This window comes from Xanthomonas sp. WHRI 1810A (genome assembly GCF_040202885.1).
In the GTDB taxonomy this organism is placed as follows: Bacteria; Pseudomonadota; Gammaproteobacteria; order Pseudomonadales; family Pseudomonadaceae; genus Aquipseudomonas.
Map to the genome: position 1 here is coordinate 95,139 of NZ_JBEGED010000012.1, position 15,136 is coordinate 110,274.

The 15,136-nt window shown below is 58.5% G+C and carries 14 protein-coding genes; 4 read left to right on the forward strand and 10 right to left on the reverse strand.

The window, feature by feature from the left end; genetic code table 11:
• Positions 1-48: 48 nt before the first annotated feature.
• From carA to grpE, 5 genes are all read right to left on the reverse strand, one after another.
• A complete protein-coding gene (gene carA / locus ABQX22_RS18040) occupies positions 49-1,185 on the reverse strand; it encodes a glutamine-hydrolyzing carbamoyl-phosphate synthase small subunit (protein ID WP_349801230.1) in 1,137 nt (378 codons plus the stop codon).
• A gap of 274 nt (positions 1,186-1,459) precedes the next feature.
• Complete coding sequence (gene dapB / locus ABQX22_RS18045) at positions 1,460-2,263, reverse strand: 4-hydroxy-tetrahydrodipicolinate reductase (RefSeq protein ID WP_349801231.1); 804 nt, start codon at positions 2,261-2,263, stop codon at positions 1,460-1,462.
• Between the two features lie 10 nt (positions 2,264-2,273).
• The gene (gene dnaJ / locus ABQX22_RS18050; protein WP_349801232.1) at positions 2,274-3,401 is read right to left on the reverse strand and encodes a molecular chaperone DnaJ; all 1,128 of its coding nucleotides are present in this window, start codon (positions 3,399-3,401) and stop codon (positions 2,274-2,276) included.
• Between the two features lie 322 nt (positions 3,402-3,723).
• Positions 3,724-5,643, reverse strand: a complete 1,920-nt coding sequence (gene dnaK / locus ABQX22_RS18055; RefSeq protein ID WP_349801233.1) for a molecular chaperone DnaK — start codon at positions 5,641-5,643, stop codon at positions 3,724-3,726.
• 102 nt (positions 5,644-5,745) lie between these two features.
• On the reverse strand, positions 5,746-6,312 hold the full coding sequence (gene grpE / locus ABQX22_RS18060; protein ID WP_349801234.1) for a nucleotide exchange factor GrpE: 567 nt from the start codon (positions 6,310-6,312) through the stop codon (positions 5,746-5,748).
• A 274-nt stretch (positions 6,313-6,586) separates the two neighbouring features.
• Between grpE and recN the strand changes: the two genes are divergently transcribed.
• The gene (recN, locus tag ABQX22_RS18065; RefSeq protein WP_349801235.1) at positions 6,587-8,260 is read left to right on the forward strand and encodes a DNA repair protein RecN; all 1,674 of its coding nucleotides are present in this window, start codon (positions 6,587-6,589) and stop codon (positions 8,258-8,260) included.
• 56 nt (positions 8,261-8,316) lie between these two features.
• On the opposite strand, the gene fur is transcribed toward recN, so the two are convergent.
• Complete coding sequence (gene fur, locus ABQX22_RS18070) at positions 8,317-8,724, reverse strand: ferric iron uptake transcriptional regulator (protein ID WP_349801352.1); 408 nt, start codon at positions 8,722-8,724, stop codon at positions 8,317-8,319.
• A gap of 98 nt (positions 8,725-8,822) precedes the next feature.
• Here fur and ABQX22_RS18075 point away from each other — a divergent pair, with 98 nt between their 5' ends.
• Positions 8,823-9,347: an outer membrane protein assembly factor BamE gene (locus ABQX22_RS18075; protein WP_349801236.1), complete on the forward strand. Its 525-nt coding sequence runs from the start codon at positions 8,823-8,825 to the stop codon at positions 9,345-9,347.
• Between the two features lie 78 nt (positions 9,348-9,425).
• Here ABQX22_RS18075 and ABQX22_RS18080 read toward each other — a convergent pair whose 3' ends face one another.
• From ABQX22_RS18080 to ABQX22_RS18090, 3 genes are read right to left on the reverse strand one after another with little or no spacing between them, the layout of a single operon-like run.
• The gene (locus ABQX22_RS18080; RefSeq protein ID WP_349801237.1) at positions 9,426-9,746 is read right to left on the reverse strand and encodes an RnfH family protein; all 321 of its coding nucleotides are present in this window, start codon (positions 9,744-9,746) and stop codon (positions 9,426-9,428) included.
• A complete protein-coding gene (locus ABQX22_RS18085) occupies positions 9,739-10,173 on the reverse strand; it encodes a type II toxin-antitoxin system RatA family toxin (RefSeq protein WP_349801238.1) in 435 nt (144 codons plus the stop codon). The genes ABQX22_RS18080 and ABQX22_RS18085 overlap by 8 nt, the downstream gene beginning before the upstream one ends.
• A gap of 7 nt (positions 10,174-10,180) precedes the next feature.
• A complete protein-coding gene (locus ABQX22_RS18090) occupies positions 10,181-11,584 on the reverse strand; it encodes a sodium-dependent transporter (RefSeq protein WP_349801239.1) in 1,404 nt (467 codons plus the stop codon).
• Between the two features lie 117 nt (positions 11,585-11,701).
• On the opposite strand from ABQX22_RS18090, the gene smpB reads away from it, so the two are divergent.
• A complete protein-coding gene (gene smpB, locus ABQX22_RS18095; RefSeq protein ID WP_349801240.1) occupies positions 11,702-12,184 on the forward strand; it encodes an SsrA-binding protein SmpB in 483 nt (160 codons plus the stop codon).
• Positions 12,185-12,242: 58 nt separating this feature from the next.
• On the opposite strand, the gene ABQX22_RS18100 is transcribed toward smpB, so the two are convergent.
• On the reverse strand, positions 12,243-13,010 hold the full coding sequence (locus ABQX22_RS18100; RefSeq protein WP_349801241.1) for a GntR family transcriptional regulator: 768 nt from the start codon (positions 13,008-13,010) through the stop codon (positions 12,243-12,245).
• Positions 13,011-13,411: 401 nt separating this feature from the next.
• Between ABQX22_RS18100 and ABQX22_RS18105 the strand changes: the two genes are divergently transcribed.
• Positions 13,412-15,112, forward strand: coding sequence for a lactate permease LctP family transporter (locus tag ABQX22_RS18105; RefSeq protein ID WP_349801242.1), 1,701 nt, complete (start codon positions 13,412-13,414; stop codon positions 15,110-15,112).
• Positions 15,113-15,136 lie beyond the last annotated feature (24 nt).

Genomic DNA, 15,136 nt, shown 5'->3' on the forward strand with positions numbered 1-15,136 from the left:
TCATCCGGCTCGCCCCTGTCACCTGCTCACTGTGGTCGAGTCAGCCGCTTAGCGGCGCTTGGCCATTGCTGTGATGAAGCGATCAAACAGCGGCGCAACGTCGGTCGGGCCCGGGCTGGCTTCAGGGTGACCCTGGAAGCTGAAGGCCTCCTTGTCGGTCCGCTCGATACCCTGCAGGCTGCCGTCGAACAGCGATTTATGAATCGCGCGAACGTTGCTTGGCAGGGTCGCTTCATCCACTGCAAAACCGTGGTTCTGACTGGTGATCATGACGACGCCGGTGTCCAGATCCTGGACCGGGTGGTTGGCCCCGTGGTGGCCCAGGTCCATCTTGATGGTTGCAGCACCTGATGCCAGAGCCAGCAGCTGGTGACCCAGGCAGATGCCGAACACCGGAATGTCGGTCTCCAGCACGTCCTTGATCGCCTGGATGGCGTAATCGCAGGGCTCCGGATCACCGGGGCCGTTGGACAGGAACACACCGTCCGGCTTGAGTGCGAGTACTTCGCTGGCGGGCATCTGTGCCGGCACTACGGTGACGCGGCAGCCGCGGGCCACCAGCATGCGCAGGATGTTCAGCTTGACGCCGTAATCCCAGGCAACCACATGGTATTTCAGATCGGAAGCGGCAATTTCAGGGCTGGTGTCGGTCTTGAGGTCCCACACGCTTGAGCGCCACTCGTAGCTCTTCTGGGTGCTGACTTCTTTCGCCAGATCCATGCCTTTGAGGCCGGGGAAACCACGCGCAGCTGCAATTGCAGCCTCTTCGGAAATATTGTCGCCCGCCATGATGCAGCCGTTTTGCGCACCTTTCTCACGCAGAATGCGGGTCAGGCGGCGGGTATCGATACCGGCGATAGCGACAGTGTTATTGGCCTTAAGGTAGTCGGCCAGGGACATCTTGTTGCGCCAGTTGCTCGCAACCAGTGGGAGATCACGAATCACCAGGCCGGCTGACCAGACGCGATCCGACTCGGCGTCTTCCGGCGTGGTGCCGGTATTGCCGATATGAGGGTAAGTCAGGGTGACGATTTGCTTGGCATAGGAAGGATCGGTAAGGATTTCCTGATAGCCGGTCATTGCGGTGTTAAACACCACCTCACCAACGGTTTGACCGTCGGCTCCAATGGCTTCGCCGCGAAAAATGCTGCCATCAGCAAGGGCGAGTATGGCTGGCTTAGTCAAGAAGACCTCCCGTAGTAAAGCCTGAAAGGGCGTTCGCAGGTTGTAAAAAAGCGGAATGACGTATAGACACGTCACCCCGCTTTTTTCATAGAATTATCTGCGCGCTTTTAGTGGACACACTAAAGCTGTAGCTTACAGACAGAGGGGCTTTTAATCCACCGCTAAAATGCCTTGGAGGCTGAGGGAGGCGACAGAACATCGCGTAGCGGCTCAAAACTGCGGGCAGGATACAGGTAAAACACCTGGTCCGCCCGCAATGTCATGCGAGAGGGACTTAACGCAGATCCAGCACGTCTTGCATGTCGTAGAGGCCCGGCTGCTTGCCGTCGAGCCACAAGGCTGCACGCACGGCACCCTTGGCGAACGTCATGCGGCTGGACGCCTTGTGCGTGATCTCGACCCGCTCACCGTCGGCGGCGAACAGCACAGTGTGATCACCGACGATGTCGCCGGCACGCACTGTTGCAAAGCCAATGGTCTGCCGGTCACGAGCGCCGGTCTGACCCTCACGACCGTAGACCGCCACCTCTTTCAGATCACGCCCCAGCGCACTGGCGATGACTTCACCCATGCGCACGGCGGTACCCGATGGCGCATCGACCTTATGACGGTGATGGGCTTCGGAGATTTCGATATCGACCTCGTCACCCAGCACGCGCGCAGCCGTGTCCAGCAGCTTCAGACACAGATTGACGCCTACGCTGAAATTAGCGGCGAAGACAATCGGAATGTCCTTGCCGGCTTCAGCCAGCAGCTGCTTTTCCTCGACGCTGAAACCGGTCGTACCGATGATCATCGCCTTGCCCGCCTGACGGCAGAACTCCAGGTTTTTCAGCGTGACGGACGGATGAGTAAAATCGATCAACACATCGAATTCGTCCGCCACCTTGGCCAGATCGCCCGACAACAGCACACCGATCCGGCCCAACGCCGCCAGCTCGCCGGCATCAGCGCCGACCAGCGTGCTGTCAGGACGATCTACGGCGGCAGTCAACCCGGCGCCTGGCGTGGCCTGTACCGCTTCGATCAGCGTTTTACCCATGCGCCCGCCGGCGCCCATCACAGCAATACGTCGCATGCCCTGCTCCTCAGAGATCGCCGAAGAAACGCTTCACGCCTTCGAACCAGCCATTGGCCTTGGGCGAATGAGAGCTGTCACCGTCCAGCGAAGCACGCAGCTCTTCCAGCAATTCGCGCTGACGACGCCCAAGGTTCACGGGGGTTTCGATGATAACGCGGCACATCAAGTCGCCTGCACCGCCGCCGCGAACAGGCGCAACACCCTTGCCCTTCATGCGGAACTGCTTGCCGGTCTGAGTGCCCTCCGGAATTTTGAGTTTGACGCGACCGTCCAGCGTCGGCACTTCAAGTTCGCCGCCCAGCGCCGCGTCGGTGAAGCTGATCGGCACCTCGCAGAACAGGTGCTTGCCGTCACGCTGGAAGATGGCGTGCTCACGCACATTGATCACGACATACAGGTCGCCCGTCGGACCACCCTGCACGCCCGCCTCGCCTTCGCCGGACAGACGAATGCGATCGCCGGTATCGACACCAGGTGGCACTTTGACCGAAAGGGTTTTGTACTCTTCGACGCGACCTTCGCCATGGCAGGAGTCGCACGGATCAGAAATGATCTTGCCGTTGCCGTGGCAGCGTGGGCAGGTCTGCTGCACAGAGAAGAAGCCCTGCTGCATGCGCACCTGGCCGATACCGCCACAAGTAGGACAGGTGACCGGCGCCGAGCCTTTCTTCGCGCCCGAACCGTCACATGGCTTGCAGTTGACCAGCGTCGGAACGCGGATGTTGACCGTCGTGCCACGCACCGCTTCTTCGAGATTCAGCTCAAGCGTGTAGCGCAAGTCGCTGCCGCGTTGTGCGCCGCCACGACCGCCGCCTGCACGTCCGCCGCCGAAGAAGTCACTGAACACATCCCCGAAGATGTCGGAGAAGTTCTGGCCGCCGAAACCGGGACCGCCGCCGCCCATGCCTTGATCGACACCGGCATGGCCGTATTGATCGTAGGCCGCGCGCTTGCTGGCGTCGGACAGGATTTCGTAAGCCTCATTGGCCTCTTTGAAGGAATCTTCAGAGGCCTTGTCACCTGGATTGCGGTCCGGGTGAAATTTCATCGCGAGACGACGGTATGCCTTTTTCAGGTCCGCCTCGCTGGAGCCACGCTCCACCCCCAATACTTCGTAATAGTCACGCTTTGCCATAAGTCTTCTGCACTCTTGAGGACGTCCGACAAAACCCTCCTGAGCTTGCCGAACTCGTTGGACCCCATTCAGGCCCGGACCCAACTCACGTCAATTCAACGATCCTGGTCTTCGTTCATCGGCCAGTTGATCGACCGAGAAAAGCGGCAGAACAAGCCAGAACGCAGGAGCATCCGGCTTTGCCACGAGGCATGCGGAAATATCCACACGCCAGAAATTTCGTCTGTTCCAGACACGCCAACGCGGGAGCAAGCTCCCGCGCGGCGACATCCTACCAGCGACCACCCGAAAGCGGTCAACTGGCGTTCAAGTGAGCCTGCGCTTACTTGTGGTCTTTCACTTCTTCGAACTCGGCGTCTACCACGTCGTCCGCAGGCTTGCTTTCTTCCTGTGCGGCTTGGGCGCCGCCTTCAGGCTTGTCGGCTTGCTCGGCGTACATTTTCTGAGCAACCGGCGCGGACAGCTTCGACAGCTCTTCGACTTTCGCGTCGATGGCAGCCTTGTCGTCGCCTTTAACGGCAGCTTCAAGGGCAACCAATGCGGCTTCGATGGCGGTCTTCTCTTCTGCAGTCACTTTGTCGCCAGCGTCAGCGATCATTTTGCGCGTCGAGTGGACCAGTGCATCACCCTGGTTACGGGCAGTGGCCAGCTCTTCGAACTTGCGATCTTCTTCAGTGTTTGCTTCAGCGTCGCGAATCATCTGCTGGATTTCTTCGTCCGACAGACCGGAGTTCGCCTTGATGACGATCGACTGGGTCTTGCCAGTGGCCTTGTCTTTCGCACCGACGTGCAGGATGCCGTTGGCATCGATGTCGAAGGTCACTTCAATCTGAGGCACGCCGCGTGGCGCTGGTGGAATCTCGGCCAGATCGAACTTGCCCAACGACTTGTTGGACACGGCTTGCTTGCGCTCGCCCTGAAGCACGTGAATGGTCACGGCACCCTGGTTGTCATCGGCCGTCGAGAACACTTGGGATTTCTTGGTAGGAATCGTGGTGTTTTTCTCGATCAGCGCGGTCATCACGCCGCCCATGGTTTCGATACCAAGGGTCAGCGGGCTGACGTCCAACAGCAGAACGTCCTTCACATCGCCAGCCAGAACAGCGCCCTGAATCGCAGCACCCATGGCAACAGCTTCGTCCGGGTTGACGTCCTTGCGGGCTTCTTTACCGAAGAACTCGGTCACTTTCTGCTGAACCAGCGGCATACGGGTCTGACCGCCGACCAGGATCACGTCGTTGATCGCGCCGATATCGATACCGGAGTCTTTCAAGGCAATGCGGCAAGGCTCGATGGTGCGTTGAACCAGGTCTTCAACCAGCGCTTCCAGCTTGGCGCGGGAAATTTTCACGTTCAAGTGCTTCGGACCGGTCGCATCTGCAGTGATGTACGGCAGGTTGACGTCGGTGGAGTTGCTCGAAGACAGCTCGATCTTGGCTTTCTCAGCGCCTTCTTTCAGACGTTGCATTGCCAGCGGGTCACCTTTTAGGTTCATGCCGCTTTCTTTCTTGAACTCGTCTACGAGGTAGTCGATCAAGCGGATGTCGAAGTCTTCACCGCCCAGGAACGTGTCGCCGTTGGTGGCCAACACTTCAAACTGGTGCTCGCCATCGACTTCAGCGATTTCAATCACCGAGACGTCGAACGTACCGCCACCCAGGTCATAAACGATGACAGTGTGGTCGCCCTTCGCTTTGTCCATACCGTAGGCCAGTGCGGCAGCGGTTGGCTCGTTGATGATGCGCTTGACGTCCAGACCCGCGATGCGACCGGCATCCTTGGTGGCTTGACGCTGGCTGTCGTTGAAGTAAGCCGGGACGGTGATAACAGCTTCCGTCACGGTTTCGCCCAAGTAGTCTTCGGCGGTTTTCTTCATCTTCTTCAGGATTTCAGCGGAAATCTGAGGAGGGGACATTTTCTTGCCGTTGACTTCAACCCACGCGTCGCCGTTATCAGCTTTGGCGATTTTGTACGGGACCATCTGAATGTCTTTCTGAACGACTTCTTCTTCGAACTTACGACCGATCAGACGCTTTACCGCGTACAGGGTGTTGTGCGGGTTGGTGACAGCTTGGCGCTTAGCAGACTGGCCGACCAGGATTTCGCCGTCGTTCGCGTAAGCGATGATCGACGGGGTAGTCCGCGCGCCTTCAGCGTTCTCGATAACCTTGGCTTTACCGTTTTCAAGAATGGAGACGCAGGAGTTGGTGGTCCCCAGGTCGATACCGATAATCTTGCCCATCTTTGACTCTCCCAGAACTTTAATTAGGTTGCCGCAACTGCGTAGACAAATTGCGGTAATTCTTTAACGCATGGCCTGTAAATGGGGGCCACTCAGCTGATTTCAAGCCTGCTCGTCAATTGACGGTGCAACAGGCGACGGTGCCTTGCTGACCACGACCATGGCCGGGCGCAGCAAACGACCATTGAGCTGATATCCCTTTTGAAACACCTTCAACACGCTGTTTGGTTCGACATCAGCGCTTTCCTGCATGGCCATCGCCTGATGGTGCTCAGCATTGAATGGCTGGCCATGAGGATCGATGGCTTCAAGCTGATAACGCTTGAGGGTGTCAGCGAACATCTTCAACGTCAGCTCGATACCTTCACGCATCGGACGAATGCTTTCGTCGTCCGGGTTGGACAGGTCCAGGCCGCGCTCGAGGCTGTCGACGATCGGCAGAAGGTCGCTGGCGAACTTCTCCAACGCGAACTTGTGCGCCTTTTCGACATCCTGCTCTGCACGACGGCGGACGTTCTGCAGATCAGCGGCTACACGCAGGGATTGGTCGTGTGCAGCTGCCAGTTGCTCTTCCAGCACTTGCACCCGGGACACCAACTCGTCTGCGGAAGTCGCTGCATCACTTGCCTGATCCTGAGTCTGCATATCCGGATTCTGTTCGTCAGCCATAGCTCTCTCCTTCTAATAACGTCCGTGAGCTCAACTCACGCTTCTGTCCGGCTATATGGGGTCGGAATTTTTCGCTTCAAGGGTTCGAGACGCGGATGGGGCGAATGTCGTTGCAAATTTTCTGACATGGATTTCACGGCATGCACAGAACCGAAAAACAGCAACGGTGCTAAAAAAGAGTGAACACCAATCAAATCAAGCTAAGCGCGAGCATTGTCAGCGCGAATGGAAACACTGTATAAATAACCAGACAAATCGCTTGGGAGCTGCCCTTATGCTGGTGCATCTGTCCGTACACAATTACGCCATCGTTGAACACCTCGATCTGGAACTGGATCGGGGCATGAGTGTGATCACGGGTGAAACCGGTGCTGGCAAATCGATCATGCTCGACGCCTTGGGCCTGACCCTTGGCGATCGCGCCGACAGCGGCGTTGTGCGGCCTGGCGCAGACAAGGCAGACATCCTCGCCACCTTCGATCTGGCCGACATTCCCGAAGCGCGCACCTGGCTGGCAGAACGCGACCTCGATAACGACGGTCCGTGCATTTTGCGTCGGGTCATCACGGCCGAAGGGCGCTCGCGCTCGTACATCAACGGCACGCCGTGCCCGCAAGGCGACCTGAAATCGTTGGGCGAGTTGCTCATCGACATTCACAGCCAACACGAACACCAATCGCTGCTTAAAACCGACACCCATCGCCGGCTTCTGGACGCATACGCAGGCGCAACAGATCTGGCGCGACAGGTTCAACTGGCGGCGCAACGCTGGCGCCAGACTCGTCAAGAGCTGGAGCGTCTCGCCAATTCAGGCGATGAACAGCGCTCAAAGCACCAGCTGCTGAGCTACCAGCTTGAAGAGCTGGAAAGCCTGAGCCTGGGCGAAGACGAAGTCATCCGCCTGGAGCAGGAACAAAAGAATCTCACCAACGCCGAAAGCTTGCTGACGATCTGCCGGCAAGTGGTCGAGCAATGCAGCGAAAGCGATTCGGGCAATGTGCTCAACGCGCTGACGGCAAGCCTGAACCGCCTTAGCAGTGTGGACAATTCACCCGATGCCTTGAGCGAAGCCACCAATCTGCTGTCCAGTGCGCAGATTCAGGTGGAGGAAGCCGTTGGCGAAATCAACCGCTTCCTTGATCGTTTCGATGCGGATCCTGCTCGCCTGCAACAAGTGGAAGAACGCCTGGATGCGATCTACACCCTGGCCCGCAAACATCGGGTCCAGCCGACAGAAGTGTCCGCACTGCACCAGAAGCTACTGGACGAAATCGAGACGCTCAATGCCAACGATGAAGCCATCGAGCGCCTCGAAAACGAAGTGTCGTCCTATGCCCGTCACTATCAGGAAAAAGCACGAGAGCTGAGTGATCTGCGTCACCGCGCCGCGCCGGAACTGGCGATGGCCGTTGAACAGGAAATCCAGCGACTGGGCATGCCCGGCGGGCGATTCATCATTGAATTGCGCGTCAACAGCGACCAGGAACTGTTGCCCAACGGCCTGGAACACGTCGAGCTGCTGGTGAGCGCCAACCCCGGGCAGCCACTCAAGGCACTGGCCAAAGTGGCGTCGGGCGGTGAGCTGTCACGCATCAGTCTGGCCATTCAGGTCATCACTGCGCAGACATCACGCGTCCCAACGTTGGTGTTCGACGAAGTCGACGTCGGTATCGGTGGCCCTACTGCGGAAATCGTCGGGCAGTTGCTGCGTCGTCTGGGGGATCGCGGCCAGGTCATGACCGTCACGCATTTGCCGCAGGTGGCAGCGCAGGGGCATCAGCATTTGTTCGTGCACAAGGTGCGCGATGAGGACACGACGCGCACCGCGGTCTCCAAGCTCAGCAAGAACGAACGCGTCGAAGAGGTGGCGCGCATGCTGGGCGGCATCGATCTAACAAAAGAATCCCTGGCGCACGCCAAGAAGATGGTCGTCACGGCCAAGTCATAAGGCCGGCGGAAACGAAAAAGGCGACCCGCAGGTCGCCTTTTTTGCGATAAAAAGGCTTACACCTTTTTATTGCGTACGTAGAGCACAAGGTTGTGATCCACCAGCTCAAAGCCGTGCTTGACGACGATGGCCTTCTGCAGCTTCTCGATTTCTTCGTCGAAAAATTCGATCACTTCACCGGACTCCACGTTGACCATGTGGTCGTGGTGTCCGCCGTCTGCCAGCTCGAATACAGCATGACCGCCGTCGAAATTGTGGCGAACCACCAATCCGGCAGCCTCGAACTGAGTCAGAACACGGTAAACCGTCGCAAGACCGACGTCTTCGCTGGCCTCCATGAGCGCCTTGTAAACGTCTTCCGCACTCATGTGACGTTGCTCGGCAGAATCGAGCATTTGAAGGATTTTGACCCGTGGCAGGGTCACTTTAAGTCCAGCTTTGCGTAGTTCGCTATTTTCTACCATGGTCAGCTTTCTCGCAGACGCTGCTTCGCAGCTTCTCTTAATGCAGGTATGATCGGGGTTTACGTTGTCCCAGCCAAGATAGTGGAAGTCGCCCACCGATGCAAAACACCAAGCTCCTGCTAACCAGTTTCACCCTCGTGGGACTGCTCGCACTCGCCGGTTGTTCATTCCCCGGGGTTTACAAAATCGACATCCAGCAGGGAAATGTCGTCACGCAGGACATGATAGACCAGTTAAGGCCCGGAATGACCCGTCGGCAAGTGCGGTTTATCATGGGTAACCCTCTGCTGGCCGACACCTTCCACGCCGATCGCTGGGATTACCTCTACAGCCTGCAGCCTGGTGGCGGTGAACGCCAACAGGAACGCATCGCGCTTTTCTTCAACGGCAATGATCAGCTGGCGAGCCTTTCCGGTGACTTCAAGCCGGGCGTAAGTCGTGACGAAGCGATTCTCGGCAAGGGCACTGACACCACCACGCCCCCCGAGAATCAGGGCGAGCAGCCAAAAGCCGAAGAGCCACCGAAGCCTGGCTCACTGCTTGAACAGATCCAGAATGACGTGGACAAGGTCGAGACCGTTCCGGTCCCGACTCAGGAACCACTGGACACCAATCCGCGCTGAACCGCAGATTACGGCGTCACAAAAAAAGCCCGGCATGCCGGGCTTTTTTACGTCTGCTCAATCGAGCCGATTAAAAACTTAAATCGCGTCCAGGTCCTTTTTCGTCTGGATAGCCTTGGCGGCGCGCAACCGGCGTGCCTCCTTGGGATCGGCCAGCAGGGGACGATAGATTTCCAGTCGGTCACCCTCGTTTACGACTTGGGTCTGGGGATGGGTCACGCGCTTGCCAAAGACGCCGACTGGACACTGCTGCAGATCCAGCTCAGGAAACACCGCGCCAATCCCGCTCGAAGCCAGTGCTTCACGCACCGTTGCACCAGCCGACACACTGGCCTTGAGCAACAACTGGCGATCAACTGACGCGTAAACGACCTCAATGCTGACCACCGGCTCAGCCATGCAGCTCTTTGGCTCGCTGGCAGAACGCATCGACCAGGGTGTTTGCCGCCTGATTGAACAGCGGACCCAGGGTTGCGCGAATGATTGGCCCCGCGTAATCAAACGACAGGTCGAGGCTGATCTTGCACGCCTTGTCATTGAGCGCCTTGAAGGTCCAGACGCCATGCAATTGACTGAAGGGGCCCTCCTCCAGATTCATCTCGATGGTCTGTCCGGGCGTCAGGGTGTTGCGTGTGATGAAATGCTGACTGAGGCCGCCCTTGGCGACTTCAACCCGTGCGCGCATTTGCGTGTCGGTGTCCTCAAGCACCGTGGTACCCGAGCACCAGGGCAAGAATTCAGAATAGCGAGAAACGTCATTGACCAGGTCATACAGCGCCTGGGCGGGATACGGCAACAAGGCCGAACGTTGAATATGCGTAGTCATGTCAGCGTCATTTCCAAAGCTGAGCGGCAAATACAACCAAAATGCCGATCGGCGCCACATAGCGCATCAAAAAGAACGTCAAAGCGAAGAGTACCGGACTGCGGATCGACAACTCGTCGCGTACCGCCTCCCGGCCCATCACCCAACCTGCGAATACTACAAAGCACAAGCCGCCTAGCGGCAACATGATGCGTGAAGTGAAGAAATCGATCACTCCAAAAAAGTCCAGACCGCCAGCCGCGCCCCATTGGTAGAGGTGAAACGCGCCGCCATCGTTCACGAAAAATTTGGCCTGCTGCCAGATGTTGAACGAGAACACGGTGCCCAGCCCGACAAACCAGCAAATGAACGACAGCCAGAACGTGATCCAGCCGCGCCGTATCTTCGTGCGCTCAACCAGGTACGCCACCATCGGCTCCAGCAGCGAAATGGCCGAACTCCAGGCCGCTACGGCTACCAGCACAAAGAACACTACCCCCATCAACTGACCGAACGCTACGTTGCCAAACGCAACCGGCAGGGTGACGAACATCAAACCCGGTCCCTCGCCGGGGTTCAGCCCTGCGGCAAAGACAATCGGAAACAACGCCAGCCCGGCCAGCAGCGAAACGAAGGTGTCGAGCAGCGCCACACCGACGACGGTCGCGCTGATGGACGCGCCCTTGGTCATGTAGGCGCCATAGATCATGATCGATCCGACACCCACGCTCAGCGAAAAGAACGCGTGCCCCATAGCCGGCAGCAAGCCGTCCAGCAGCTTTTCCGGCTTGAAGTCGAACATGAAATGCACACCTTCCATGAAATGCCCGGTGGTCAGGCTGTAGCCCAACAGGATCACCATCAGGATGAACAGCAAGGGCATCAGAATACGCAGGCTGCGCTCAAGCCCTGCGTTCACACCCTTGGCGATGGTAATCGCCGATAGCACCATGAACAGCGTGTGCCACCCCACCAGCCGCCACGGGTCGGCAATCATCGCGCCGAAGAACCCGCCGACCTGGTTTGGCGTCAGGTCCTGGAAATTTCCCTTGCCCACATCGAGGATGTATTCCAGAGACCAACCGCCGACCACGCTATAGAAAGAGAGGATCAACAGCGCAGTGATCATTCCGGCAAATGCACCCCACGACCACTTGGTCGAGTGCCCCGCCTCAAGCGCCAGCACTTTCAGCGCATTGGCCGGACTTTGCCGCGAGCGACGTCCGATCAGTGTTTCGGCAATCATGACCGGGATGCCGATCAACGCGATGCAGGCGAGAAACACCAGCACGAAGGCACCGCCGCCGTAGACGCCGACCATATAGGGAAATTTCCATATACTGCCCAACCCCACCGCAGAGCCGGTGGCGGCCAGGATGAATACCCAGCGACTCGCCCAGCTACCGTGGACTGAAACCTTGTCCGTTGACATCGTTGATACGTCCAGCACCCAAAAAAGATCGGGCATTGTCCGGGATTCGATGAACGTGCTCAAGCACGCAGGATCCCCATAGCCGACAACGCACCGAGTCCCTATAATGCGTCGCCTATGGCTAAGCTCAAGAAACATCCCACAGGGACCATCGCGCAAAATAAAAAGGCGCGTCACGATTACTTCATCGAACACAAGTTCGAGGCCGGTCTGGTCCTGGCCGGCTGGGAAGTAAAAAGCCTGCGTGCCAACAAGGTGCAGCTGGTTGACAGTTACGTGCTGCTCAAAGACGGCGAGGCATGGCTGATGGGTAGCCATATTTCACCGTTGACGACGGCCAGTACCCACGTCATCGCTGACCCGACACGCACCCGTAAACTCCTGCTCAACCAGCGCGAGCTTGAAAAGCTCACGACCTCGGTTCAGCAAAAGGGTTATGCCTGCGTAGCCCTTGCCCTTTACTGGAAGCAGCACTTGATCAAGTGCGAAATTGCTCTGGGCAAAGGCAAGAAGGAATACGACAAGCGTGACACCGAGCGCGAACGCGACTCGAACCGCGAACTGCAGCGTGCGGTGCGCAACAAAGGCAAGGATGATTAGCGCTGCTTTGCCATTGTAGGAGCCAACAAGTTGGCTCCTACAGAAAGCGAACCGCCCCTTAAATCCTGTTCCGCCGCTCGGCCCGTGCCGTGCGCTGAACCTGCTGCCTGACCTCCTCCAGCACCTCCTGCACGTACAGCAAGTGCCTGCTCGAGACTTCACGCGCATCGTCCGCGCGGCCTTCGATAATCGCCAGATACAACTCGCGGTGCTGACTGATCAGCATGTCGCGGGTCTCCGTGCGCTGTTTGTACATGCCGCCGATATTGGTGACGACATTGCGCGTCAGCAGATCGAACAGACCTCGAATGGTGTGCAGCAACACCGCGTTGTGGCTCGCTTCGGCAATCGCCAGATGGAAGCTTGCATCGGCGGCACCCTCCTCGGCGCGACTCACCTCTTCAGCGCGGCTGTAACAGTCCTGCAAGGCATCGAACGCCTCTCGCAGGCGAGCGCGATCAACATCGGTGGCGCGGATGGCGGCGTAATACGCGCAGGACGCTTCGAGCGTGTGCCGAAACTCCAGCAGATCGCGCTGCGCCTCGTTGCTGCTTTCCAGCAAATGCATGAGCGGATCGCTGAACGTCGACCCCAGATTCTCCACCACATAATTGCCGCCGCCCTGACGACTGATCAGCAGCCCTTTGGCGGCGAGCTTCTGGATCGCCTCCCGAAGCGATGGCCGCGATACGCCAAACTGTTCGGCCAAGGTTCGCTCCGCCGGGAGGCGGCCGCCCGCCTTGAGCGTGCCCTCCAGGATCATACGTTCGAGTTGCTCAACGATATCGTCAGACAAACGCCGTTGGCGCACCTGATCAAAGCCCATAACTACTCCACAGCCCCGGCCGTTTTCCGGGGGCGCATATTCTGGCGGATTGTGCCCGCGGATTCACTTAACTGATGGGGCCATAACCGCTTATTCGACGAAAAAGCCGCCCAACTGCGACAAAAGTTCTAGAACCACAAATTGACACGGCAATGCTGAGGCTTTTAACCTAGCGCTAAGACATTGTAAATTGGTATTACCAATTTTTTCGATGCCGGCGGTGGGTGGCTATTGCCCTCCCCGCCGCAAGTCCTCGCGACGGCGTACGACTTGAGCTGGTGAGCTGTGCGACTCGTTCGTCAGCGCCAGCAGGATGACGACGTAGATCACGTCGCCTGCAGGAGCCGCGCACGTACGACATGGACACCGGGCCTAACCAACAACAATTAGGGGCCTCATACATGCAAACCTGGCAGCAGCTCTACACACCGCTCGGCAGCCTTTGGCTATCCGCCCTCGCGGCCGTTATCCCCATCGTGTTTTTCTTTTTCGCGCTGGCCGTATTCCGGCTCAAAGGCCATGTTGCGGGCACTATTACGCTGGTCCTGGCGATTCTGGTCGCGATCTTTGCTTTCCAGATGCCCGCCACCATGGCAATCGCCTCAGCGCTTTACGGGTTTTGCTATGGCCTGTGGCCTATCGCATGGATCATCGTTGCGGCGGTGTTCCTCTACAAACTCACGGTAAAGAGCGGCCAGTTCGAGATCATCCGCAGCTCGGTCATGTCGATCACTGATGACCAACGCTTGCAGGTGCTGCTGATCGGCTTCTGCTTTGGTGCATTCCTCGAGGGCGCCGCCGGTTTTGGTGCTCCGGTCGCGATTACCGCTGCCTTGCTGGTTGGCTTGGGATTGAACCCGCTGTACGCCGCTGGCCTGTGCCTGATTGCCAACACCGCACCGGTTGCGTTCGGCGCGCTGGGCATTCCGATCATCGTCGCAGGCCAGGTGTCGGGGCTGGATGCGTTCAAGATCGGCGCAATGGCCGGCCGTCAATTGCCGCTGCTGTCGGTCTTCGTACCTTTCTGGCTGATGTTCATGATGGACGGCGTGAAAGGGGTCAAGGAAACCTGGCCAGCCGCGCTGGTCGCGGGCGGAAGTTTCGCGGTGGTTCAGTTCCTGACGTCCAACTACATCGGCCCGGAACTGCCGGACATCACCTCAGCACTGGTCAGCCTCGTTTCGCTGACGCTGTTCCTGAAAGTGTGGCAACCGGCCCGCGCAGGTGAAACTCACGTAGCTAGTACCGCTGGCGGCGCGGCTGTCATTGTCGGCGGCGGGCCCGGGGGCTTCGGTCAACCGCGCGCCAGTACCAAATCGCCGTACTCCTTGGGCACCATTTTCAAAGCGTGGTCGCCGTTCCTGATTCTGACCGTGGTCGTGACGATCTGGACGCTCAAGCCGTTCAAGGCGCTGTTTGCGGCGGGCGGCGCGCTGGAAGCATGGACCATGAACATCGCGATCCCGATGCTCGACAAGCTGGTGATAAAGGGCGCGCCCATTGTCGCAACAGCCACGCCGATGCCGGCGGTATACAAGTTCGACCTCATCGCCGCGTCCGGCAGCGCCATCCTGTTCTCGGCGATCCTCGCGATGATCGTGTTGCGCATCACGCCGAAGACCGGGCTGATTACGTTCAAAGAGACGCTGATCGAGCTGCGCTGGGCCATCGTGTCCATCGGCATGGTGCTGGCCTTCGCCTTCGTCATGAACTTCTCGGGCATGTCCTCGACGCTGGCACTGGTCCTGGCCGGCACAGGCACCGCGTTTCCGTTCTTCTCGCCGTTCCTCGGCTGGCTGGGCGTGTTCCTGACCGGATCGGACACATCGTCCAACGCGCTGTTCGGCTCCCTGCAGGCGACCACCGCGCATCAGGTAGGCGTCAGCGACATCTTGATGGTGGCGGCCAACTCCAGCGGCGGCGTGACCGGCAAGATGATTTCGCCCCAGTCGATTGCCGTTGCGTGCGCCGCGACCGGTCTGGTGGGCAAAGAGTCAGACCTGTTCCGCTTCACGCTTAAACACAGCATCTTCTTCGCTACCATCGTTGGCTGCGTCACCTACGCCCAGGCTTACTGGTTCACCGGCATGCTGGTTCATTGACGAGACGAGCGCCGGGTGCGCTTC